The organism is Streptomyces sp. NBC_00557 (assembly GCF_036345995.1).
Lineage (GTDB): Bacteria > Actinomycetota > Actinomycetes > Streptomycetales > Streptomycetaceae > Streptomyces.
This window is the reverse complement of record NZ_CP107796.1, coordinates 2,541,829-2,563,381: the sequence shown is the minus strand read 5'-3', so window position 1 is coordinate 2,563,381 and position 21,553 is coordinate 2,541,829. Positions and strand designations below refer to the sequence as shown.

At 70.9% G+C, this 21,553-nt stretch carries 22 protein-coding genes; 17 read left to right on the top strand and 5 right to left on the bottom strand.

The features are described 5' to 3' along the window. Nucleotides 1-47 precede the first annotated feature (47 nt). From OG956_RS10545 to OG956_RS10510, 8 genes are all read left to right on the top strand, one after another. The gene (locus OG956_RS10545) at nt 48-839 is read left to right on the top strand and encodes an enhanced serine sensitivity protein SseB C-terminal domain-containing protein (protein WP_330337691.1); all 792 of its coding nucleotides are present in this window, start codon (nt 48-50) and stop codon (nt 837-839) included. 375 nt (nt 840-1,214) lie between these two features. Next, nucleotides 1,215-2,213 carry an ABC transporter permease gene (locus tag OG956_RS10540; RefSeq protein ID WP_330337690.1) on the top strand — a complete coding sequence of 333 codons (999 nt, stop codon included), beginning with the start codon at nt 1,215-1,217 and terminating at the stop codon, nt 2,211-2,213. A 28-nt stretch (nt 2,214-2,241) separates the two neighbouring features. Continuing rightward, nucleotides 2,242-3,984, top strand: coding sequence for an ABC transporter substrate-binding protein (locus OG956_RS10535; protein WP_330337689.1), 1,743 nt, complete (start codon nt 2,242-2,244; stop codon nt 3,982-3,984). A gap of 90 nt (nt 3,985-4,074) precedes the next feature. After that, nucleotides 4,075-5,085, top strand: a complete 1,011-nt coding sequence (locus OG956_RS10530) for an ABC transporter permease (protein ID WP_330337688.1) — start codon at nt 4,075-4,077, stop codon at nt 5,083-5,085. Then, nucleotides 5,082-6,164, top strand: a complete 1,083-nt coding sequence (locus tag OG956_RS10525) for an ABC transporter ATP-binding protein (RefSeq protein WP_330337687.1) — start codon at nt 5,082-5,084, stop codon at nt 6,162-6,164. The genes OG956_RS10530 and OG956_RS10525 overlap by 4 nt, the downstream gene beginning before the upstream one ends. Before the next feature lie 11 nt (nt 6,165-6,175). Continuing rightward, nucleotides 6,176-7,456 (top strand): ABC transporter ATP-binding protein, encoded by a 1,281-nt coding sequence (locus tag OG956_RS10520; protein WP_330337686.1) that lies wholly within the window; start codon nt 6,176-6,178, stop codon nt 7,454-7,456. Between the two features lie 56 nt (nt 7,457-7,512). Further along, entirely contained in the window at nt 7,513-8,904 is a 1,392-nt protein-coding gene (locus tag OG956_RS10515; protein ID WP_330337685.1) for a M1 family metallopeptidase, read from the top strand. Nucleotides 8,905-8,951: 47 nt separating this feature from the next. Then, complete coding sequence (locus tag OG956_RS10510) at nt 8,952-9,611, top strand: trimeric intracellular cation channel family protein (protein WP_330337684.1); 660 nt, start codon at nt 8,952-8,954, stop codon at nt 9,609-9,611. Here the strand turns inward: OG956_RS10510 and OG956_RS10505 are convergent. Further along, on the bottom strand, nt 9,520-10,836 hold the full coding sequence (locus tag OG956_RS10505) for an alpha/beta hydrolase (protein WP_330337683.1): 1,317 nt from the start codon (nt 10,834-10,836) through the stop codon (nt 9,520-9,522). The two genes, OG956_RS10510 and OG956_RS10505, sit on opposite strands and share 92 nt — an antisense overlap. Nucleotides 10,837-11,012: 176 nt before the next feature. On the opposite strand from OG956_RS10505, the gene OG956_RS10500 reads away from it, so the two are divergent. After that, the gene (locus tag OG956_RS10500; RefSeq protein WP_330337682.1) at nt 11,013-11,876 is read left to right on the top strand and encodes a thioesterase family protein; all 864 of its coding nucleotides are present in this window, start codon (nt 11,013-11,015) and stop codon (nt 11,874-11,876) included. Nucleotides 11,877-12,244: 368 nt separating this feature from the next. Here the strand turns inward: OG956_RS10500 and OG956_RS10495 are convergent, their stop codons facing one another. Continuing rightward, complete coding sequence (locus OG956_RS10495; RefSeq protein ID WP_330337681.1) at nt 12,245-12,844, bottom strand: TIGR03086 family metal-binding protein; 600 nt, start codon at nt 12,842-12,844, stop codon at nt 12,245-12,247. A 115-nt stretch (nt 12,845-12,959) separates the two neighbouring features. Here OG956_RS10495 and OG956_RS10490 point away from each other — a divergent pair, with 115 nt between their 5' ends. Continuing rightward, nucleotides 12,960-13,937 (top strand): helix-turn-helix transcriptional regulator, encoded by a 978-nt coding sequence (locus OG956_RS10490; protein WP_330337680.1) that lies wholly within the window; start codon nt 12,960-12,962, stop codon nt 13,935-13,937. A gap of 11 nt (nt 13,938-13,948) precedes the next feature. On the opposite strand, the gene OG956_RS10485 is transcribed toward OG956_RS10490, so the two are convergent. Next, on the bottom strand, nt 13,949-14,575 hold the full coding sequence (locus OG956_RS10485; protein WP_330337679.1) for a TetR family transcriptional regulator: 627 nt from the start codon (nt 14,573-14,575) through the stop codon (nt 13,949-13,951). Nucleotides 14,576-14,721: 146 nt separating this feature from the next. Between OG956_RS10485 and OG956_RS10480 the strand changes: the two genes are divergently transcribed. The 4 genes from OG956_RS10480 (at nt 14,722) to mnmA (ending at nt 18,008) form a co-directional block, all read left to right on the top strand. After that, a complete protein-coding gene (locus tag OG956_RS10480) occupies nt 14,722-14,889 on the top strand; it encodes a hypothetical protein (RefSeq protein WP_330337678.1) in 168 nt (55 codons plus the stop codon). A gap of 32 nt (nt 14,890-14,921) precedes the next feature. Beyond that, a complete protein-coding gene (locus tag OG956_RS10475) occupies nt 14,922-15,200 on the top strand; it encodes a DUF4190 domain-containing protein (protein WP_330337677.1) in 279 nt (92 codons plus the stop codon). A 177-nt stretch (nt 15,201-15,377) separates the two neighbouring features. Further along, on the top strand, nt 15,378-16,547 hold the full coding sequence (locus OG956_RS10470) for a cysteine desulfurase family protein (RefSeq protein ID WP_330337676.1): 1,170 nt from the start codon (nt 15,378-15,380) through the stop codon (nt 16,545-16,547). Nucleotides 16,548-16,874: 327 nt separating this feature from the next. Beyond that, nucleotides 16,875-18,008: a tRNA 2-thiouridine(34) synthase MnmA gene (gene mnmA, locus OG956_RS10465; protein ID WP_330337675.1), complete on the top strand. Its 1,134-nt coding sequence runs from the start codon at nt 16,875-16,877 to the stop codon at nt 18,006-18,008. A gap of 16 nt (nt 18,009-18,024) precedes the next feature. Here the strand turns inward: mnmA and OG956_RS10460 are convergent, their stop codons facing one another. Further along, nucleotides 18,025-18,816, bottom strand: a complete 792-nt coding sequence (locus OG956_RS10460; RefSeq protein WP_330337674.1) for an alpha/beta fold hydrolase — start codon at nt 18,814-18,816, stop codon at nt 18,025-18,027. Between the two features lie 37 nt (nt 18,817-18,853). After that, entirely contained in the window at nt 18,854-19,177 is a 324-nt protein-coding gene (locus OG956_RS10455) for a DUF427 domain-containing protein (RefSeq protein ID WP_330337673.1), read from the bottom strand. 65 nt (nt 19,178-19,242) lie between these two features. Between OG956_RS10455 and OG956_RS10450 the strand changes: the two genes are divergently transcribed. The 3 genes from OG956_RS10450 to OG956_RS10440 are packed head-to-tail and all read left to right on the top strand — an operon-like array spanning nt 19,243 to nt 21,545. After that, nucleotides 19,243-19,782, top strand: a complete 540-nt coding sequence (locus tag OG956_RS10450) for a TIGR00730 family Rossman fold protein (RefSeq protein WP_330337672.1) — start codon at nt 19,243-19,245, stop codon at nt 19,780-19,782. A 7-nt stretch (nt 19,783-19,789) separates the two neighbouring features. Next, nucleotides 19,790-20,488 (top strand): SDR family oxidoreductase, encoded by a 699-nt coding sequence (locus tag OG956_RS10445; RefSeq protein ID WP_330337671.1) that lies wholly within the window; start codon nt 19,790-19,792, stop codon nt 20,486-20,488. A gap of 49 nt (nt 20,489-20,537) precedes the next feature. Next, nucleotides 20,538-21,545, top strand: coding sequence for a methionine synthase (locus tag OG956_RS10440; protein ID WP_330337670.1), 1,008 nt, complete (start codon nt 20,538-20,540; stop codon nt 21,543-21,545). Nucleotides 21,546-21,553 lie beyond the last annotated feature (8 nt).

Below are 21,553 nucleotides of genomic sequence, written 5' to 3'. Positions count from 1 at the left end.
TAAGCTGTCCCCGAACGCGGGGCACAGAAAAGAGAAGGGCACGACAGGTGAGCGCGAGCCACAGCGGCAGCGTCAGCGTGGAACACGCGCTGCGCCAGGTCACCCCCGGCCGCTACGACGCCTACGAGGCCCTGCTCCGCGCCCTCGCCACGCCCTCCGCCGGCCAGATCTGGATGCTGCTGTGGCACGGCCATGCCGGCTCCCCGGACGCCCAGTACGGAAACATGGAGGTCGAGGGCTTCCAGTACGCCCCCTGCGTCACCTCCGCCCAGGAGCTGTCGGCCAGCGGCTGGAACCGGTCGTACGAGGTCGTCGACGGGCTCGACGTGGCCCGCACCCTCTACCCCGACCACTACGGCCTCTGGCTGAACCCGCACGCCCCGGGCGGCGGCGTCGGCATCCCCTGGCTGGACCTGCGCCGGATCGCCACCGGGCTGGACCGCCAGCCCGCCGGCCCCCTCCGGCTGAGCGAGCCCGGTATCGAGATCCCGCAGTTCTACGCCCTTCTCACGCAGAACGCCCACCGCACCCCGGCCCTGCGCTCCCTGCGCCGCGCCTGGGTGCAGCCGGCGCTCGGCGCGCCGTACCTCGCCATCGGCCTGGACGTGTACGACACCTCCCCGGCCGCCGTGGACTCGGTGCGCGCGATGATGCAGCAGTCCATCGGGGCGGTCCCGGAGGGCCTGCCGGTGTCGACGGTCGTGATGACCGACGACTACGACCCGGTCGTGATGTGGATGCGGGCCAACGCCCGCCCCTTCTACGACCGCGAGGCGCACGCGGCGCCGGCGCCCGCGGCCGGCCCCGGGTACGGCTACACCGGACCCCGGTCCTACTGAGCACCCGGATGCTGTGACGTCGGCCACAACGGTGCGCGCGCCCTCAACTACCCTTGATGTCCGCCCGATTCGGGCGAGGTGGCCGGTGATGCCCGGCGTCCGGCAGCCGATCTTCCCTGTTCGGATAACGGATTCCCCTAGGCGGCATCACGTTTACGCATACTTTCTCCGTCAGACCTGGCGCGTGATCGAGAGCCCGTTGAAGACTCGCCTCTCAAGACGCGAGGCCATCGATCCTGTGCTCGAACCAGGCACGGGACCAGCTGGCTCTCCAGGGCCGTCACCCATCGTGCGGCCGGCGCAGGTAAGTGAACCAAGCCGCCCACAGCGGCGGACAAAGGCCGGTCACCACCGGCGAGAGGGGTCAGGTCAACTGTGACCGCACCGATCGAGACCACCGGGGAAGAGGCTGCAGCGCCTCCCGAGTCCGTGCTCGCCGGGGCCAAGAAGAGCCAGATCGAAGGGCGTTCACTCAGCCAGATCGCCTGGACCCGGTTCAAGCGGGACAAGGTGGCCGTGGCGGGCGGCGTCGTCGTCATCCTGCTCGTGCTGATGGCGGTGCTCGCCAAGCCGATCGAGTGGATCTTCGGGCTCGACCCGGACAAGTTCCACCAGGACCTCATCGACCCGGCACTGCTCGCTCCCAAGGGCGGCTGGGGCGGCATGAGCCTCTCCCACCCGCTGGGCGTGGACCCGCAGTACGGCCGCGACATGCTCGCCCGGATCATCGACGGCTCCTGGGTCTCCCTCCTGGTCGCGGGCGGCGCCACCCTCCTCTCGGTGGTCATCGGAACCGTGCTGGGCGTCATCGCCGGCTACTACGGCGGCTGGGTCGACAGCCTCATCAGCAAGCTCATGGACACCTTCCTGGCGTTCCCGCTGCTGCTGTTCGCCATCGCCATCTCCGCCTCGGTGCAGGACGGCTTCTTCGGGCTCAACGGCCTGCCGCTGCGGATCTGCGTGCTGATCTTCGTGATCGGCTTCTTCAGCTGGCCCTACATCGGCCGCATCGTGCGCGCCCAGACGATGACCCTGCGCAGGCGGGAGTTCGTCGAGGCCGCCACCAGCCTGGGCGCCCGCGGCCCGTACATCCTGTTCCGCGAGCTGCTCCCCAACCTCGTCGCGCCGATCCTCGTCTACTCGACGCTGATCATCCCGACCAACATCCTCTTCGAGGCCGCGTTGAGCTTCCTCGGAGTCGGTATCGCTCCGCCGCAGGCCTCCTGGGGCGGCATGCTCAGCAACGCCGTGGACCTGTACACCGCAGATCCGCAGTACATGTTCGTGCCCGGACTGGCGATCTTCATCACCGTCCTGGCCTTCAACCTGCTGGGTGACGGGCTGCGTGACGCGCTCGACCCTCGCAGCAAGTGATCCATCGATAGAGGGGGCTTTCCTCAACGTGAAGACCAGAAGGGTTATCGCCGCCGTGGCGTCGGTCACGGCGCTCTCCCTGGGCGCGGCCGCCTGTGGCGGCGGGGGCGGCAAGAGCAGCAGTGGCGGCAGCGGCAGCAAGGACGCGGCGCTCAGCTCCATCGTCAACGCCTCGAGCAAGAAGGGAGGCACGGTCACGCTGGAGGACTCCGACGTGCCGGACTCCCTGGACCCGGGCAACACCTACTACGGCTTCGTGCAGAACTTCTCGCGCCTGTACGCGCGGACGCTCGTCACGTTCAAGCCGGCCGCCGGCAAGGACGGCCTCACGGTCGTCCCGGACCTCGCCGAGTCCCTGGGCACGCCCAGCAAGGACGCCAAGACCTGGACGTACCACCTGCGTCCGGGCCTGAAGTTCGAGGACGGCACCCCGATCACGTCCAAGGACGTCAAGTACGCGATCGAGCGCTCCAACTTCGCGCCCGAGGCCCTGTCCAACGGCCCGACGTACTTCAAGGCGTACCTGCAGGGCGGTGACAAGTACAAGGGCCCCTACAAGGACAAGAAGGGCCTGGACTCCATCGCCACCCCGGACGACCGCACGATCGTCTTCCACCTGAACCAGCCGTTCGCCGACTTCGACTACCTGGCGACCTTCTCCCAGACGGCCCCCGTGCCGCAGGCGAAGGACGACGGCGCGAAGTACGTCCAGCACATCGTGTCCTCCGGCCCCTACAAGTTCTCGTCGTACGAGGAGGGCGCCGGCGCCACCCTCGTCCGCAACTCGAACTGGGACCCGAAGACGGACCCGATCCGCAAGGCGCTGCCGGACAAGATCGTCGTCAAGTTCAAGGTCAACCCGGTCTCGATCGACAACGACCTGATGGCCGACAAGATCACGGCCGACATCGCCGGCGCCGGTGTGCAGCCGCAGACCCAGCCGAAGGTCCTCAGCGGCAAGTACGCCAAGCAGACGGACAACTCCTACGCCGGCGCCACCGGCTACATGGCGCTGAACCTGCACGTCGCGCCGTTCGACAACGTGCACTGCCGCAAGGCCGTGCAGTGGGCGGTCGACAAGCAGTCGGTGATCGACGCCATGGGCGGTGCGCCGAAGGGCGACGTGGCCACCACGCTGCTGCCGCCGTCGGTCAACGGCTACACCAAGTTCGACAAGTACCCGACCGCCGGTCACAAGGGTGACGTCGCCAAGGCCAAGGCCGAGCTGAAGCTGTGCGGCAAGCCGAACGGCTTCTCCACCACCCTGACGGCCCGCTCGGACCGCGCCTCCGAGGTCGCGGGCGCCACGGCCATCCAGAACTCCCTGAAGGCCGTCGGCATCAAGGTCGACATCAAGCAGTTCCCGTCCGGCAAGTACTTCTCGAACTTCGCCGGTGTCCCGAGCTACGTCCACCAGCACAAGCTCGGCATGATGATGATGGCGTGGGGCGCCGACTGGCCGACCGGCTACGGCTTCCTGGACCAGATCATCGACGGCAGCGCCATCAAGCCCTCGGGCGGCAACAACCTGATGGAGCTGAACGACCCGAAGATCAACGCCGCGCTCAAGGCGGCCATCGGCAACACCGACTCCGCGGCCCGCACCAAGGCCTGGGGCGACATCGACAAGATGGTCGCCGACAACGCCTCGGTCGTCCCGCTGATCTACCGCAAGAACCTGCTGATCAGGCCCACGTCCGCGACCAACGTCACGGTCACGCAGGCGTACCTCGGCATGTACGACTACCTGCTGCTGAGCTCCTCGAAGTAACAGCAGGCCGGATACCCCTGAAAGGCAGGTGAAGGCACCGGGTGGCCGGGGCGGACAGACCCCGCCCCGGCCACCCGGAGCCGCACAGCTGTGGCTGCGTACATCATCCGACGCGTCTTCGGCGCATTGGTACTGCTGCTGGTGGTCAGCGCAGTCACCTTCGCCATCTTCTTCCTGGTCCCCCGCCTGGGCGGCCAGACAGCCACCCAGCTGGCCACCCAGTACGTCGGCAAGGACGCCAACCGCGCGTCCGTCGCCGCGATCAAGCACAACCTGGGACTCGACCAGCCCATCTACATCCAGTACTGGCACTACATCAAGGGCCTGTTCGCAGGCGCCGACTACAAGTTCGGCCCCGATGCGACGCACTGCAACGCCCCCTGCTTCGGGTACTCCTTCAAGAGTCACGTCGAGGTGTGGCCCCAGCTCAAGGAGCGGATCCCCGTCTCCTTCTCGCTGGCCGTCGGCGCGGCGGTGATCTGGCTGATCTTCGGTGTGACGACCGGTGTCGTCTCGGCGCTGCGCAAGGGCAAGCCGGTGGACCGCATCTCGATGTTCATCGCGCTCGCCGGCGTCTCGCTGCCGATCTTCTTCACCGGCCAGGTGATCAACGCGCTCTTCGTCTACCAGTGGCCCATCTGGGACAGCACCGACTACGTGCCGTTCACCCAGAACCCGGCCGACTGGGCCTGGCACCTGCTGCTGCCCTGGATCAGCCTCGCGTTCCTCTTCTCCGCCACCTACGCCCGGCTCACCCGGGCGGGCATGCTGGAGACGATGAGCGAGGACTACATCCGCACGGCTCGCGCCAAGGGCCTCAAGGAGTCGGTGGTCGTCACCAAGCACGGGCTGCGCTCCACGCTCACCCCGATCGTGACCATCTTCGGCATGGACTTCGGCACCCTCGTGGGCACCGCGGTGCTCACCGAGACCGTGTTCTCCCTGCAGGGCGTCGGCGCGTACTCGATCCAGGCCATCAAGGACAACGACCTGCCCATCGTGATGGGCGTGACCCTGGTCGCCGCGTTCTTCATCGTCTTCTGCAATCTCGTCGTCGACCTGGTGTACGCAGCCATCGACCCCCGCGTGAGGTACTCGTGAGCAAGCTCGACAAGGCGGCGCTCGGCGAACCGGCCGGCACCGCCCCCTCCGACGCCGACGACGCGTTCCTCTCCGTTCGCGATCTGCGTATCCACTTCAACACCGACGACGGCCTGGTCAAGTCGGTGGACGGCGTCAGCTTCGACGTCAAGCGGGGCAAGACCCTGGGCATCGTCGGCGAGTCCGGTTCCGGCAAGTCCGTCACCTCGCTCGGCGTGATGGGCCTGCACCGCGCCGCCAACGCCCGCGTCTCCGGCGAGGTGTGGCTGGACGGCCAGGAACTGATCGCCGCCGACCCGGACGAGGTCCGGCGGATGCGCGGCCGCAAGATGGCGATGATCTTCCAGGACCCGCTGTCCGCGATGCACCCCTACTACACGGTCGGGGCGCAGATCGTCGAGGCCTACCGGGTCCACCACCAGGTCAGCAAGAAGGTCGCCAAGCAGCGGGCGATCGAGATGCTGGACCGCGTGGGCATCCCGGAGCCGGCCAAGCGCGTCGACAGCTACCCGCACGAGTTCTCCGGCGGTATGCGCCAGCGCGCCATGATCGCGATGGCGCTGGTGAACAACCCCGAGCTGCTCATCGCGGACGAGCCGACCACCGCCCTGGACGTCACCGTGCAGGCGCAGATCCTGGACCTCATCCGGGACCTGCAGAAGGAGTTCGGCTCCGCCGTCATCATGATCACGCACGACCTCGGCGTGGTCGCCGAGATGGCCGACGACCTGCTGGTCATGTACGGCGGCCGGTGCGTGGAGCGCGGTCCGGCCGACGAGGTGTTCGAGGCGCCCCGGCACCCCTACACCTGGGGTCTGCTGGGCTCGATGCCGCGGCTGGACCGGGAGGAGACCGAGCGGCTCATCCCGATCAAGGGCTCCCCGCCCTCCCTCATCAACGTCCCGTCCGGCTGCGCCTTCAACCCGCGCTGCCCGTACGCGGACATCCCGAAGGACAACGTCACCCGCACGGTCCGCCCCGAGCTGACCGAGGTCGGCAGCGGGCACTGGGCGGCCTGCCACATGACGCAGGAGCAGCGGGAGCGTATCTGGACCGAAGAGATTGCGCCGAAGCTGTGAGCGACGAAAAAGTGAGCATCCCCGCGCAGAGTGACGGTGCCGACGTGACCAAGGACGAGGCCGTCTCCGACGGCGAGATCCTGCTGAAGGTGACCGGGCTCCAGAAGCACTTCCCGATCCGCAAGGGCCTGCTGCAGCGGCAGGTCGGGGCGGTGCGCGCCGTCGACGGCATCGACTTCGAGGTGCGCAAGGGCGAGACCCTGGGCGTCGTGGGCGAGTCCGGCTGCGGCAAGTCGACCATGGGCCGGCTGATCACCCGGCTGCTCGAACCGACCGCCGGCACGGTGGAGTTCGAGGGCAAGGACATCACGCACCTCGGCGTCGGCGGCATGCGCCCCATGCGCCGCGACGTGCAGATGATCTTCCAGGACCCGTACTCGTCGCTGAACCCGCGCCACACCATCGGCACGATCGTCGGCGCGCCCTTCAAGCTCCAGGGCGTCGAGCCCGAGGGCGGCATCAAGAAGGAAGTGCAGCGGCTGCTGTCGGTGGTCGGCCTCAACCCCGAGCACTACAACCGCTATCCGCACGAGTTCTCCGGCGGCCAGCGCCAGCGCATCGGCATCGCCCGCGCGCTGGCCCTGAAGCCGAAGCTCGTGGTCGCCGACGAGCCGGTCTCCGCGCTGGACGTGTCGATCCAGGCGCAGGTCGTGAACCTGCTGGACGACCTCCAGGAGGAGCTGGGCCTGACCTACGTGATCATCGCGCACGACCTCTCGGTCGTCCGGCACGTCTCGGACCGGATCGCGGTGATGTACCTCGGCAAGGTCGTGGAACTCGCCGACCGGGACTCGCTGTACAAGGCGCCGATGCACCCGTACACCAAGGCGCTGATGTCGGCGGTGCCGATCCCGGACCCGAAGCGGAAGCACACGAAGAGCGAGCGCATCCTGCTCAAGGGCGACGTGCCCTCGCCGATCGCCCCGCCGAGCGGCTGCCGCTTCCACACCCGGTGCTGGAAGGCGACGGAGATCTGCCGGACCACCGAGCCGGCGCTCCTGGAGCTGCGGCCCGGCCAGCGGGTCGCGTGCCACCACCCGGAGAACTTCGAGGACCAGGCCCCGCAGGACACGGTTCTGCTCTCCGCGGCCAAGGAGGCGGCCGAGCTGGTCTCCGAGGAGGTCCTCGCGGAGTCGGCGGAGACGTCGGCGGCGGTGGCGGCGGAACTCTCCGAGGGTTCCGCCGGGGAGACCGCCTCCGAGGAGACCGCGTCCGAGGAGACCGCGTCCGAAGAGACCGCCCCCGAAGAGAACGCCGACGAGGGCGACTCCCAGGAGTCAACGGACAAGTAGTACATGACCGGTAAGGTCATGTACATGCCCGAGCGGGAGAGTGCAGGGTACGACCCATGGCATTCTCCCGTTCGGCACGTCTGGGGGCCCTCGCGACCGCGGCGGTCTCCCTCCTCGTCATCGGAGCCTCTCCCGCCCCCACTCCGGGCACCCCCGGCATCGGCGACGCCTACTTCCCGAACCTCGGCAACGGCGGATTCGACGCCCTGCACTACGACCTCGACGTCGCCTACGCGCCCGGCACCGGCCGCCTCGACGGCCGTACGACCCTCACCGCGCGCGCCACCCGGAACCTCTCCTCCTTCGACCTCGACCTCCAGCAGCTGCGGATCACCCGGGTCGACGTGAACGGCAGACGTGCGCGGTTCACCCGCGACGGCGACGAGATCACCGTCACCCCGCGCCAAAGCCTGCACCGGGGGCGGAAGTTCACCGTCACCGTCACCTACGGCGGCGTACCCCAGCCCCTCGGCGGACCCATCGTCTTCGGCTCCAAGTACGGCTGGATGAAGACCCCCGACGGCGTCTTCGTCGCCTGCGAGCCCAACGCGGCCTCCACCTGGTTCCCGTCCAGCGACCACCCCTCCGACAAGGCCACCTACGACATCCGGATCAGGGCGCCGAAGGGATTGACCGCCGTCTCCAACGGCCGGCTGCTCTCGACGTACGACAAGGGCGGCTCGACGTACACCCGCTGGCGCGAGTCGCGGCCGATGGCGACCTACCTCGCCACCGCCACCATCGGGAAGTTCGACGTGCGCACCGGCCGCACCCCGGGCGGCATCCCGGTCTACGTCGCCATCGACCCGGTGCTGAAGAACAGCAACGGCGTGGACGTGTACGCCGTCACCGCCGCCGCCACCGACTACTGGTCGAAGGTCTTCGGGCCGTACCCCTTCGAGGAGACCGGCGCGATCGTGGACGACATGCCCGAGGCCGGGTTCTCGCTGGAGGTGCAGAGCAAGCCCGCCTATTCGGCGGTGCGCAACGAGACGACCATCGTGCACGAACTGGCCCACCAGTGGTTCGGCGACTCGGTGAGCGTGGCGCGGTGGAAGGACATCTGGCTCAACGAGGGCTTCGCCACCTACGCCCAGTGGCTGTGGGCCGAGCACCAGGGCACCCGCTCCGCCCACGACTCCTTCCTCGCGGCGTACAACGCGCTGCCCGCCACCTCGTCGTTCTGGCAGATCAAGGTCGCCGACCCGCAGCGGGACACGATGTTCGCCTCCGCCGTCTACGAGCGCGGCGCGATGACGCTCCAGATGCTCCGCGAGCGCATCGGCGACAAGGCCTTCTTCCGGCTCCTGCCCGCCTGGACCGGACTCCACCGGTACGGCAACGCGGACACCGCCGGCTTCGTCCGCCTCGCCGAGCGGGTCAGCGGGCAGCGGCTGGACGACCTCTTCCGCACCTGGCTCTTCACCACAGGGAAACCCGCCCTGTGAGCCTGGCTTTGTAAGGTTCACAGCCCACGCCGGGTGAGAATGTAGGGGTGCAGCTCCAGCCCCTCTTCAGTCACTCCGTCCAGCACACGCTCGATGTCATCGGCATCTTCGTGTTCGCGATCTCCGGCGCGCTGCTGGCCGTCCGGAAGAACTTCGACGTCTTCGGCATCGCCGTCCTCGCCGAGGTGACCGCCCTGGGCGGAGGGCTGTTCCGCGACCTGATCATCGGAGCCGTGCCGCCGGCCGCCTTCACCGACCTCGGGTACTTCCTGACCCCGCTGCTGGCGGCGCTGGTCGTCTTCTTCCTGCACCCGCACGTGGAGCGCATCCAGACGGCGGTGCTGGTCTTCGACGCGGCCGGCCTCGGCCTGTTCTGCGTCAGCGGTACGACGAAGGCGTACGGCTACGGCCTCGGCCTGACCGCGTCGGCGACCCTGGGCCTCGCCACCGCCGTCGGCGGCGGCGTGCTGCGGGACGTGCTCGCCAACGAGGTGCCCTCACTGCTGCGCTGGGACCGCGACCTGTACGCGGTCCCGGCGATCGTCGGCGCCACGATGGTGGTGCTGTGCATCCGCTACGACGTGCTGACCCCGTTCACCAGCGGGCTGGCCGTCGTCACCGCTTTTGTGCTGCGCCTGCTCGCGATGCGGTTCCACTGGCGAGCTCCGCGCGCGTGGAACCGCCGGTCGACGGTGACCGAGGATTAGTCCCCGTGGTGCCGGTGGTCCCCGTGGTCCCGGTGGGTCCGGCGGCGGATCCGGTAAGAGAACCCGTGGATCCGGTAAGAGACCGGTCCTGGCCCCGGGCGCGGTTCTGGCCCATCTGGAGGGTCAGCCAGCGGAACACCGTGTCGACCTGGGGCCGCCACAGCGCCATGTTGTGGCCGCCCGCGCTGTGCGGCAGGAACACCACGTGCACGGTCGTGGGCGCCTTGGCGATGGCCTCGAGGGCCACGCCCGCCTGGTAGCCGTCCCCGGACTCGCCGGAGATGTAGAGCGCGATCCTGGGCGGTACCGGGGCCTTCTTCAGCAGCAGGTAGGGGTTGTTCTCGGCGCGCAGCACCGGGTTCTGCGCGGCGAGGGAGTTGCGCTCGCCGATCGGGTCGTTGTAGCCGGACAGGCTCACGGCGGCCCGGTAGCGGTCCGGGTGCGCCACGGCCAGCTTGACCGCGCAGTGCGCGCCCGCCGAGTACCCGGCCACGGCCCAGCCCTGCGGCGCCGGCTCGGCCCGGAAGTTGTCCATGACCATCTTCGGCACGTCGATGCTGAGCCAGCTGTCCGCGTTGACCTGGCCGGGGATGTTGGCGCAGCCGGTGTCGACGCCGGCCAGCAGGTTGGTGCGCGGGGCGACCAGGATGAACGGCGCCACCTGGCCGCTCCTCATCAGCGGCAGCAGCTGCTCATGGGCCTTCAGCGACCCGAACCACGCCTTCGCCGAACCGGGGTAGCCCGGCAGCAGCTCCACCACCGGGAACTTCCTGGTGCGGTAGGCCGGCTCGTCGTACTGCGGCGGCAGCCAGACGTAGACCTCGGCGTTCACCCCGGAGACCCGGCCCTTGAGCTGGGTGACCCGCACTCCGCCGGCCGCACGCATGCCGGGCCCGCCGGCCGCCGTGAAGGTCTGCCTGACCTTGGGCAACCGTTTCACCGCTATGCCGCCGGTCCCGTCGCTGCCCAGGTCCTGGGCCTGCTGGACGTGGTTGCCGGTGCCGAGCAGGTCGGCCCAGTTGTCGTACAGGTTGTTCTGGTTGTTGACCAGGACGAAGATCAGCGTGACGGCGGTGCCCTGGGCGAACAGCAGCATCGCCAGGCGGGCCGCGGCGCGCAGGGGCTTGGGCCCGCGCACCCGCGACCACAGGACGAGCGGCAGTATCAGTGCGACGACCGCCAGCACGACGGTCGTGTAGAGGAACGGAGTCCCGGTGAGGCTCATGTCCCCATAGAGGGAAAACGGAGGCCCGAGGTTGTGGACGTCTCCGGACACTTACTTAGAAATTGCCGGAACCTCACCCGGCAGGCGCAGCCCGGCTTGCGCGGTTCCGAGGCGTGGCTCCGGCCGCCATCCGCAGAAAGCTACCGCTTAGTAGTTACCTGTTGTACCGTTCACCCATGCCAGAAGCAGCTTCCGCAGCCTCCCCGTCGCGGGCCGTGATCGGCGACAGCGAGTTCGACCGCGACACCGCGGTCACCCGGCGCGGGCCAGGCGTCTACGACATCGACCTCTCGGCCGGCTGGACCATCATCAACGCCGTGAACGGCGGGTATCTGCTGGCCGTGCTGGGCCGGGCCCTCGCGGACACGCTCCCGCACCCGGACCCCTTCACCATCACCGCGCACTACCTGACCGCCTCCCAGCCCGGCCCGGCGGTGGTCCGCACCGAGACGGTCCGCACCGGCCGCACCCTGTCCACCGGCCAGGCCTCCCTCCTCCAGTACGACGACGAGGGCCGCGAGGTGGAGCGGATCCGCGTCCTCGCCTCCTACGGTGACCTCACCGCCCTGCCCGACGACGTCCGTACGACGGCGACGCCGCCGCCGATCCCGCCGCTGGACCAGTGCCTCGGCCCCGAGGACGGCCCCGCCCCCGTCGAGGGCAGTTCGGCAATCACCGACCGCCTGATGCTCAAGCTGGACCCGGCGACCCTCGGCTGGGCCCTGGGCGCGCCCTCCGGCAACGGCGAGATGCGCGCCTGGTTCGGCCTGGCCGACGGCCGCGACGCCGACCCGCTGTCCCTGCTGCTGGCGGTGGACGCCCTGCCGCCCACGGCCTTCGAACTCGGCCTGAAGGGCTGGGTCCCCACCGTCGAACTCACCGTCCACGTCCGCCGCCGCCCCGCCCCCGGCCCGCTGCGCGTGTCCATCACCACCCGCAACCTGGCCGGCGGCTTCCTGGAGGAGGACGCCGAGATCTGGGACAGCACCGACCACCTGGTCGCCCAGTCCAGGCAACTGGCCAGGGTCAGACTCGGCTGAGCGGCGAGGGCCGCCGGGCGTGCCGTGCGGCAGCGACCGCCGCCCCGTCCGCCACGCCGGCCACCCGGGGGCGGGCGGCGGGGGCCGCCGACGAGGCGGGCGGTGCGGCGGCGGCTGACCCGTGCACCCCATCACTTCGGCCGTGCGGATGCCGGGGCCTGGCCGGACCGGTGCGGTGCCCGAGCCCGTCCGGCGTGCCGGTGGCCCCGGGGGCGGGCGGCGGAGGACGTCGGCGAGGTGGGCCATGGGGTGGCGGCTTACCGGTGGCCGCCGTCACTTCGGCCGCAGCGGATGCCGAGGTCAGACCGGACGGTGCGGCGCCCGGGCCCGTCCGGCGTGCCGGGGGCGCGGGCCGGGCGGTCAGGGCGTCAGGCACGCTCCAGCGGGGTGCGGCCCAGCCAGGCGGCCAGCTGCTCGTAGACGTCCGCCTTCTCGCCGGCCTCGCGGGGGGCGTCGAAGGGGGTCTCGGCGTCGCGGGGCCGGGAGGCCGGGAGGACCCGGTGGGCGGTGGTGAGGGCGAACTCGGCGAGCTCCGGGTCGAGTTCGAGGGGGTGGCCGAGGGCTTCGGCGAGGTCCCAGGTGTGGGTCACGATCTCCATCACATAGCCGGACAGCGCCGCATGGCCCGGCACCTCGCCCCACGGCACCCGCACCGGGGACGTCATCCGCTCGTCGCTCTCCCACGCCTTCAGCACCCGGACGCGCACCTCGTCGTAGGCCGCGGGCCAGCCGTCGTCCGCGACCCCGTGGGCGACCGGCTCCACCGCCAGTCCGTCGCCGCCCTCGCCGACCACCGCGATCCGCCGGGTGCCGCCGACCATGTGGCTCAGCAGGGCCCGTACGTCGAACTCCGAACAGGGCGTCGGCGCGGTCAGCTGTTCGGGGCGCACCGTCTTGATCAGGGCCGCGGCCTGCTCGGTGGCGCGGGCGTAGACGGGGCGCGGGTCGGTGAAGCCGGTGGTGGTCATGGGATGCCTCCGTGTCCGTGCTCTTGCGTGAATCGGTGAGACCAGGATGGCGGGATAACCTGACAACTTCCGTCAACATTTGCCGGACGCCCGAACCCGGGCGATCCTGGGCCGCGTGAAGTCCGACCGGCTGCTGTCGATCCTGCTGCTCCTGCAGACCCGGGGCCGCGTCCCGGCGCGTGAACTCGCCGACCGGCTGGAGGTGTCGGTCCGCACCGTCTACCGGGACATCGAGGCGCTGTCGGCCTCCGGCGTCCCGGTGTACGCCGAGCGCGGCCGGCACGGCGGCATCGAACTCCTCGCCGGTTTCCGCACCGACGTCACCGGACTGACCGCCGACGAGTCCCGCGCCCTGTTCATCCTCGCCGCCCAGGGCGCCCACGCCGCCCTCGGCCTGGACGCGGCCCTCGGCTCGGCTCTGCGCAAGGTGATGGCCGCGCTGCCGGCGCCGTACCGGCCCGCCGCCGAGGTCACCAGCCGCCGCATCCTGGTCGACGCCACCCGCTGGAAGAGCGGCCCGCAGCAGGCCGTCGACCTGCAGGTCCTCCAGGACGCGGTGTTCTCCGACCGGCGCCTGAGGCTGCGCTACCGGCACAGCGGGTCGCGGGAGGCGCGGACGTACACCGTGGACCCGTACGGCCTGGTCGCCAAGGCCGGGACCTGGTATCTGGTCGCCGACCGGCGCGCGGCGCCCCGGCTGTTCCGGGCCGACCGGATCCGCTCGGCCCGGCCGCTGGACGAGCCCGTACGGCGCCGGCCGGGCGTCGAACTCGCCGACGTCTGGGAGGTGTTGCGCCGGCAGGTGGAGGAGATGCCGCACGGGATCGAGGTCACCGTGCGGGTACGGCGCGAGCGGCTGGACATGTTCCAGCGGATCACGGCCGCCCACCTGACCGCCCTGCCCGACGACGACGGCGAGAGCGACTGGGTGACCGCCCGGCTGGCCTACCCGATGCTGCGGGCGGTCCGCCAACTCCTGGTCTTCTCCGACCAGGTGGAGCTGCTGGACCCGCCCGAGGCGCGCGCGGAACTGCTGGCGGCGGCCCGCTGCGTCGCGGCCCTGTACCAGGGCGGTCCCGGCACCGGGGACTGACAGCGGCGGGCTCAGTCCAGCCAGTGGCCGCGGCCGATGGAGATGAGCCGCAACTGCCGGGCGGCGAGCCGGGTGACGCGCTCGCGTTCCTCCGGCGGGCCGTCCAGGGCCTCCAGGAACAGGGAGGCGGTGATGAGCATCTGGTCGACGTAGAGATGCGCGAGCATCAGCAGGTCGTCGTCGCTCCAGCCCGCGGCCTCGGGGTCCTTGGCCAGCTCGGCCTTCACCTCCTCGGCGAACCGGACCAGTTGGGCCTTGATGGCCTCCCGCACCGGCTGCACACCGCCGTGCCGTTCCCGGGCGATGAACCGGACATGGGCGGGGTACTCGTCCACGTGACGGGCGATCAGCCCGATGGCGCGCGCGATGCGCTCCTCGCTGTCGCCCGCCGTGGACACCGTCGTCCGCACCATCGGATGCAGGCTGCCCAGCGCCTCGTCGACCAGCGCCACCCCGAGGTCGGCGGTCGAGCGGAAGTGCCGGTAGAAGGCCGTCGGGGCGACGCCGACGGCCCGGGTGACCTCGCGCAGGCCCAGGCTGCTCAGGCTCTGCTCCTCCAGCAGCGCGAGCGCCGCGTCGAGGAACGCCTGGCGGGTCTTCTGCTTCTGGGCCTGCCGGATGCCGAGGGTGTGACTCATGTCATCCAGTTAACAACTGTTCTCCGGAATTGGAAACCGCTGAGCGCGGTACAGTAGAAGTCAGTGAACAACTGTTACTACAACTGTTCACCCAAACTTCACACCGGCTCGATTCACGAGGCAACTCGGAGGGGGGACCCGTTCCCATGCTGTTCCTCGTCGCCGCACTCATGCTGCTCGGTGTCGTACTGGGCACCGTCGCTCACGCACCGCTGACCGTCACCGCCGTCATCGCCGCCGGCATCGCCGTCTGGCTCGGCGCCTTCGCGATCCGCGAGCGCCTCGGCCGCCGACGCCGTACGTCGGCCAACTGACCGTCCGCACCGACTTCCAGGAGCTGAGCACCATGCATCTCACCGCACCGGTCACGAGCGGCAGCGAAACCCGTCCGGCCGCGCGGGACGCCGACGGCATGGCCGTGGCGTCCTTCATCCTCGGCCTGCTCGGCCTGCTCGTCCTCAACATCTTCCTCGGCCCGATCGCCATCGTGCTGGCCGCGGTCTCCCTCTGGCGCGGCACCACCCGCCGCGGCCGGGCCCTGCTGGGCCTGACCCTGGGCGTGGCCGACCTGGCCGTCCTGGCCATCGCGATGGAGGTCTCCCACACGCTGTCGTGGAGCCTGTGAGCCACGCTGTCGTGGAGCCTGTGAGCCCGGCACGACCCGTCTGACGCAGAGGGTGCCCCCGAGGACGACGGGGCAGCCGGCCCGCATACGGCGCGGAGGCGAGCGCGGGCACCCCCCGGGGCCACGGCGACCTCGCAGCCGAGGCAGGCGGCGGGGGAGCCGTAGAATCGGGACACCATGGCTTACCTCGACCACGCCGCGACCACCCCGATGCTCCCGGAGGCGGCGGAGGCACTCACCGCCCTGTTGAGCATCACGGGCAACGCCTCGTCCCTTCACGCATCCGGCCGGCAGGCACGCCGCACGGTCGAGGAATCCCGCGAGACCCTCGCCGAAGCGCTCGGCGCCCGCCCCAGCGAGGTCGTCTTCACCTCCGGCGGCACCGAGGCCGACAACCTCGCCGTCAAGGGCCTGTACTGGGCCCGCCGCGACGCCGACCCGGCCCGCACCCGCGTGCTGTCCAGCCCCGTCGAGCACCACGCCGTCCTCGACGCCGTCCACTGGCTCGCCGAGCACGAGGGCGCGACGGTGGAGTACCTCCCCGTCGACCCGTACGGCCGCGTCCACCCCGAGACCCTGCGCGAGGCCATCGCCCGCAACCCCGACGACGTCGCGCTGGTCACCGTGATGTGGGCCAACAACGAGATCGGCACCGTGCTGCCGATCCGTGAACTCGTCGAGACCGCCGCCGAGTTCGGCATCCCGGTGCACTCGGACGCGGTCCAGGCCTTCGGCCAGGTCCCGGTCGACTTCGCCGCCTCCGGCCTCGCCGCGATGACCGTGTCGGGCCACAAGATCGGCGGTCCCTACGGCATCGGCGCGCTGCTGCTCGGCCGCGACCAGAACCCCGTACCCGTCCTGCACGGCGGCGGCCAGGAGCGGCACGTGCGCTCCGGCACCCTCGACGTCCCCGCCGTCGCCTCCTTCGCCGTCGCCGGCCGGATCGCCACGGAGCGCCGCGCGTGGTTCGCCCGGGAGATCGGCGCCCTGCGCGACCGGCTGATCGACGCCGTCCTGAGCGCCGTCCCGGACGCGATCCTCGGCGGCGACCCGGCACCGGAGGGCCGCCTGCCGGCCAACGCGCACTTCACCTTCCCCGGCTGCGAGGGCGACTCCCTGCTGCTCCTGCTGGACGCCCAAGGCATCGAGTGCTCGACCGGCTCCGCGTGCACCGCGGGCGTCGCCCAGCCCAGCCACGTCCTGCTCGCCACCGGCACCGACCCGGAGCTGGCCCGCGGCACCCTGCGCTTCTCCCTCGGCCACACCTCCACGCAGGCGGACGTCGAGGCGGTCGCCAAGGCGATCGGCCCGGCGGTGGAGCGCGCCCGCGCGGCGGGCCTCACCTGAGACGCCGCACACAGCGAAACGGCCTACGAGGCGGGTTCCCTTCGCCGGTATTGTCCGGATCAGGTTCTGGGGGTCGCCGTCCGGTCCTTGCGGACCTTCCGGCCTCTCAGCCCGAGCGTCGATGTCGGCACCAGCGGAGATTTCCTGTACCTCTCCTTGAAGAGATCGTTCTTTCTCTCGCTGAAGTCGGCTACTCCGCTTGGGCTCCCTCACTCGTCTCGTAGACCTGTAAACAGGATAGAACCGCTCATACCGGATGAAAAAGGGCCTTGGCCTTGATTTTTTTCACCGATTCCCGGTCCCGCGGCCCCGTACCCTGAAAGGGTTATGACTGAGACCCCGCAGCGCCCCCTCCGCGTCCTCGCCGCCATGTCCGGCGGAGTCGACTCCGCCGTCGCCGCCGCGCGCGCCGCGGAAGCCGGCCACGACGTCACCGGCGTCCACCTCGCGCTCTCCGCGAACCCGCAGTCCTTCCGGACCGGCGCGCGGGGCTGTTGCACCATCGAGGACTCGCGCGACGCCCGCCGCGCGGCCGACGTCATCGGCATCCCCTTCTACGTCTGGGACCTCGCCGACCGCTTCCGCGAGGACGTGGTCGAGGACTTCATCGCCGAGTACGAGGCCGGCCGCACCCCGAACCCGTGCCTGCGCTGCAACGAGAAGATCAAGTTCGCCGCGCTGCTCGACAAGGCGCTGGCGCTCGGCTTCGACGCGGTGTGCACCGGGCACTACGCGAAGATCGTGCGCAACCAGGACGGCACCCGCGAGCTGCACCGCGCCTCCGACATGGCGAAGGACCAGTCGTACGTCCTCGGCGTGCTCGACGAGAAGCAGCTCGCGCACGCCATGTTCCCGCTCGGCGACACGGTCACCACCAAGGAGGAGATCCGCGCCGAGGCCGAGCGCCGGGGACTGGCGGTCGCCAAGAAGCCCGACTCGCACGACATCTGCTTCATCGCCGACGGCGACACCCAGGGCTTCCTGGCCCGGCGGCTGGGCAGGGCGGAGGGCGACATCGTCGACGAGTCCGGCGCGAAGCTGGGCACGCACGACGGCGCGTACGGCTTCACCATCGGCCAGCGCAAGGGCCTCCGGATCGGCACCCCGGCCCCCGACGGCAAGCCCCGCTACGTCCTGGACATCTCCCCGGTGAACAACACCGTCACCGTCGGTCCCGCCGAGGCCCTGGACGTCTCGGCGCTCACCGCGATCCGGCCCCGCTGGTGCGGCGCCGCCCCCACCGGCCCCGGCACCTACACCGCCCAGCTGCGCGCGCACGGCGGCGAGACCGAGGTCACCGCGGAGCTGGTCGGCGGTGAACTGCGCGTCACCTTCGCCGAGCCGGTCCGCGGCGTCGCCCCCGGCCAGGCGATCGTCCTGTACGACGGCACGCGCGTGGTCGGCTCGGCGACGATCGCGGCGACCACGCGCGCGACCGCCGCCGCGGTGCGGACCGCGTAGGGCTTCGCGGGCCGGGCTACTTGTCCCCGCCCGCGAAGAACTCCGTCAGCACCGGCCCCAGCACGTCCGGTTCCACCATGTGCGTCTGCCCCGGAAGCACCCGGTAGGTGCCCTGGGGCACCGCCTCGGCGACGGCCTGGTTCGCGCGGTGCATCCACTCCGGGCTCGCGCCGCCCGCGACCGCCAGCACGGGGACGGAGATCGCGGCCAGCCGGTCCCGGGGGAGCAGGCCGTCGCCCATGACCGCGTCGTCGTGCGCGAGGCTCGGCGCGACGGCCTCCATGCCGGCCCACATCGGCGACTGGCGGGCGCCCCGGATCACCTCCTCGCCGAGGCCGGTGAGCCGCAGGAACAGCTCCACCGCGTCGCCGCGCCGGCCCTCCGACAGGGCCTTGTTCAGCTGCTCCTTGTAGACGGCCTCCCGCTCGGCGCCGCCCTGGAGGAAGTCCGCGTACGGCACCTCGTACACGGCGGCCCGGCCGGCCGGCAGCCCGCTCGCCAACGCCTGCAGCACCAGCGCGCCGCCCGAGGAGACCCCGAACAGCGCCGCCTCGCCTCCCACCGCGTCGATCAGCGCGGCCAGGTCCTCGACCTCCCGCTCGACCGCGTAGGGCTCCGTGTCGCCGCTCCCGCCGCGGCCGCGGCGGTCGTAGACGACGGCAGTGCAGTGGCCCGCGAGCCGCTCGGCAAGGGGCGCGAGGGTGCCGCCGGTGGACATCGCGCCGCTCACGAGGACCACCGTCGGCCCCTGACCGGTCACTCGGTACGCGAGCGCGGTTCCGTCCCGCGAAGTCGTCTTCTTGTCCATGTCGGCTGAGACTGCCGTACCGGCACGGACTCATCGGTCACGACACGTCGACGTCGTAGAAGCAGAAGTGGTCCTTGATCTGCGCGACGCCCGGCTTCGGGTCCGGGTACGCCCACACCAGGTCCGGTGCGTCCGGCAGCGACCAGTAGGACGCCGTGCCCTTGAAGGGGCACACGGTGTGCGTCTCGGACGGGGTCAGCAGGTCCAGGCGCACGTCCTCGGCGGGGATGTAGTAACGGTCCGGACAGCCGGTCTCCCGGAGCACCAGCGGCCGGTCGGTCTCCGCGAGCACCTGGCCGCCGCGCACCACGCGCACGTGCCGCTCGCTCTCGTCGACGGTGATCGTGTGTCCTTGGGTCATACCTGGACAGCACCGGCGGGACCGCGCTTCTTCCCGCTTTCGGCGGGGACCGTACGGTAGGGGCCATGAACATCTGCGTCTTCCTGTCCGCCGCCGACCTCGACGAGCGTTACACGCGCCCCGCGCGCGAGTTCGCGGAACTGATCGGCAAGGCCGGTCACACGCTGGTGTGGGGCGGTTCCGACGTGGGCCTGATGAAGGTCGTCGCGGACGGGGTGCAGGACGCGGGCGGCAGGCTGCTGGGCGTCTCGGTGGAGTTCCTCGCCAACAAGGCGCGGCCCGGCGCCGACGAGATGATCGTCGCCGCGGACCTCGCCGAGCGCAAGAGGCTGCTGCTGGAGAAGGCCGACGCCGTGGTGATCATGGTGGGCGGGACCGGCACCCTGGACGAGGCCACCGAGATCCTGGAGCTGAAGAAGCACGGCCGCACCGGCAAGCCGGTCGTCCTGCTGAACACGGCGGGCTTCTACGACGGCCTCAAGCAGCAGTTCCGCCGCATGGAGGACGAGGGCTTCCTGCCCCGTCCGCTGTCCGAGCTGGTGTTCTTCGCGGAGGAGCCGGTCGGGGCGCTGGCCTACCTGGAGGAGCAGTTCGGCGTGCAGTGATGCGAGCATGGCGGGCATGGCTACTCATGTGATCACCGGGGCCGGTTCCGGCATCGGCGCGGCCGTCGCCCGCCGTCTGCACGCGCGCGGGGAGGATCTCGTGCTGCACGCGCGTGACGCGGGCCGCGCGAAGGAACTGGCGGCCGAGTTCCCCGGCGCGCGCACGCTGGTGGGCGACCTGGCCGACCCGGACCGGCTCTCCTGGGCGTTCTCCCACCAGAGCCTGCCGGACCGGGTGGACTCCCTGCTGCACATCGCCGGCGTCGTCGACCTGGGCGAGGTCGGCGAGCTGACCACCAGGTCCTGGCACCACCAGCTCAACGTCAACCTGATCGCCCCCGCCGAGCTGACCCGGCACTTCCTGCCCCAGCTCCGCGCGGCCCGCGGCCATGTGATCTTCGTCAACTCCGGCGCCGGCCTGAACGCCCACGCCGGCTGGTCCGCGTACGCCGCCTCCAAGCACGGCCTGAAGGCCCTCGCCGACTCCCTGCGCCACGAGGAGCACGCGAACGGCGTCCGGGTCACCTCCGTCTACCCCGGCCGCACGGCGAGCCCCATGCAGGCCAAGGTCCACCGGCAGGAGGGCAAGGAGTACGACGCCTCCCGGTGGATCGACCCCGAGTCGGTCGCCACGACGATCCTCATGTCCCTGGACCTCCCCAGGGACGCGGAGGTCAACGACCTGACGGTACGGCCGGGACGGTGATCTCGCTGCGGGTGGGGAGGGGCGCCGGTGTTCGGCATACGCTGCCGGGGTGAGTGAGAAGAGCCAGTTCACCTTCCCGGGGGCCACCGGTGTCGGGTCCATGCCCGGTGTCGATGCCAGGGAAGCCGCCAAGACAGTCACCGGCAGCTTCGAGGACTTCCCCTTCCTGCCCGAGCTGCCCGCACGCGGGCCCGGCGCCGACATGATCGGCCGTACCGCGGGCATGCTCGTCGAGCTGTACGCGCGCGTGGAGCCCAGCGGCTGGCGCGTCGGGGACCGGCCGGGCCGGGACACCAAGCGGGCGCGGTCCTGGCTGGGGGAGGACCTGGACGCCCTGGAGGAGTTCACGCAAGGGTACGAGGGCGACCTGAAGGTGCAGGCGGTCGGCCCGTGGACGCTGGCCGCCTCCCTGGAGCTGAAGAACGGCGAGGCCGCCCTCTCCGACGCCGGCGCCTGCCGGGACCTCGCCGCCTCCCTCGCCGAGGGACTGCGGCTGCACCTCGCCGAGGTACGGCGCCGCGTCCCCGGCGCCCGGCTCGTGCTCCAGCTCGACGAACCCTCCCTCACCGCCGTGCTGCGCGGGCAGGTCCGCACCGCCAGCGGCTACCGCACGCACCGCGCCGTCGACCGGCAGGTCGTGGAGGCCACCCTGCGGGACGTGGTCGGGGCGCACGGCGACGGGCCGGTGATCGTCCACTCCTGCGCCCCCGACGTGCCGTTCGCGCTGCTGCGGCGGGCCGGCGCGGCCGGTGTCTCCTTCGACGCCTCGCTGCTCACCGAGCGTGACGACGAGGCGATCGGCGAGGCCGCCGAAGGGGGCACCCGGCTGTTCGCCGGCGTCGTGCCGGGCACCGACGGCCCATTGTCAGACCCTGCCGGTAGCGTCATGGGTGTCAGGACGCTGTGGCGCAGGCTGGGCCTGCATCCGGGACTGCTCACCGAGGCGGTCACGGTCACCCCGGCGTGCGGACTGGCGGGCGCTTCCCCCGCCTACGCACGCCAGGCGCTCGCCCACTGCGTCCGGGCGGCGAGATCCCTCGCGGACAACCCAGAGTAACGGGAGGA

Coding starts and splice junctions, on each gene's coding strand:
- OG956_RS10515 (WP_330337685.1), top strand. CDS start 7,513: ATGGCATTCTCCCGTTCGGCACGTCTGGGGGCCCTCGCGACCGCGGCG.
- OG956_RS10505 (WP_330337683.1), bottom strand. CDS start 10,836: ATGAGCCTCACCGGGACTCCGTTCCTCTACACGACCGTCGTGCTGGCG.
- OG956_RS10500 (WP_330337682.1), top strand. CDS start 11,013: ATGCCAGAAGCAGCTTCCGCAGCCTCCCCGTCGCGGGCCGTGATCGGC.
- OG956_RS10495 (WP_330337681.1), bottom strand. CDS start 12,844: ATGACCACCACCGGCTTCACCGACCCGCGCCCCGTCTACGCCCGCGCC.
- OG956_RS10485 (WP_330337679.1), bottom strand. CDS start 14,575: ATGAGTCACACCCTCGGCATCCGGCAGGCCCAGAAGCAGAAGACCCGC.
- OG956_RS10480 (WP_330337678.1), top strand. CDS start 14,722: ATGCTGTTCCTCGTCGCCGCACTCATGCTGCTCGGTGTCGTACTGGGC.
- OG956_RS10475 (WP_330337677.1), top strand. CDS start 14,922: ATGCATCTCACCGCACCGGTCACGAGCGGCAGCGAAACCCGTCCGGCC.
- OG956_RS10470 (WP_330337676.1), top strand. CDS start 15,378: ATGGCTTACCTCGACCACGCCGCGACCACCCCGATGCTCCCGGAGGCG.
- mnmA (WP_330337675.1), top strand. CDS start 16,875: ATGACTGAGACCCCGCAGCGCCCCCTCCGCGTCCTCGCCGCCATGTCC.
- OG956_RS10460 (WP_330337674.1), bottom strand. CDS start 18,816: ATGGACAAGAAGACGACTTCGCGGGACGGAACCGCGCTCGCGTACCGA.
- OG956_RS10455 (WP_330337673.1), bottom strand. CDS start 19,177: ATGACCCAAGGACACACGATCACCGTCGACGAGAGCGAGCGGCACGTG.
- OG956_RS10450 (WP_330337672.1), top strand. CDS start 19,243: ATGAACATCTGCGTCTTCCTGTCCGCCGCCGACCTCGACGAGCGTTAC.
- OG956_RS10445 (WP_330337671.1), top strand. CDS start 19,790: ATGGCGGGCATGGCTACTCATGTGATCACCGGGGCCGGTTCCGGCATC.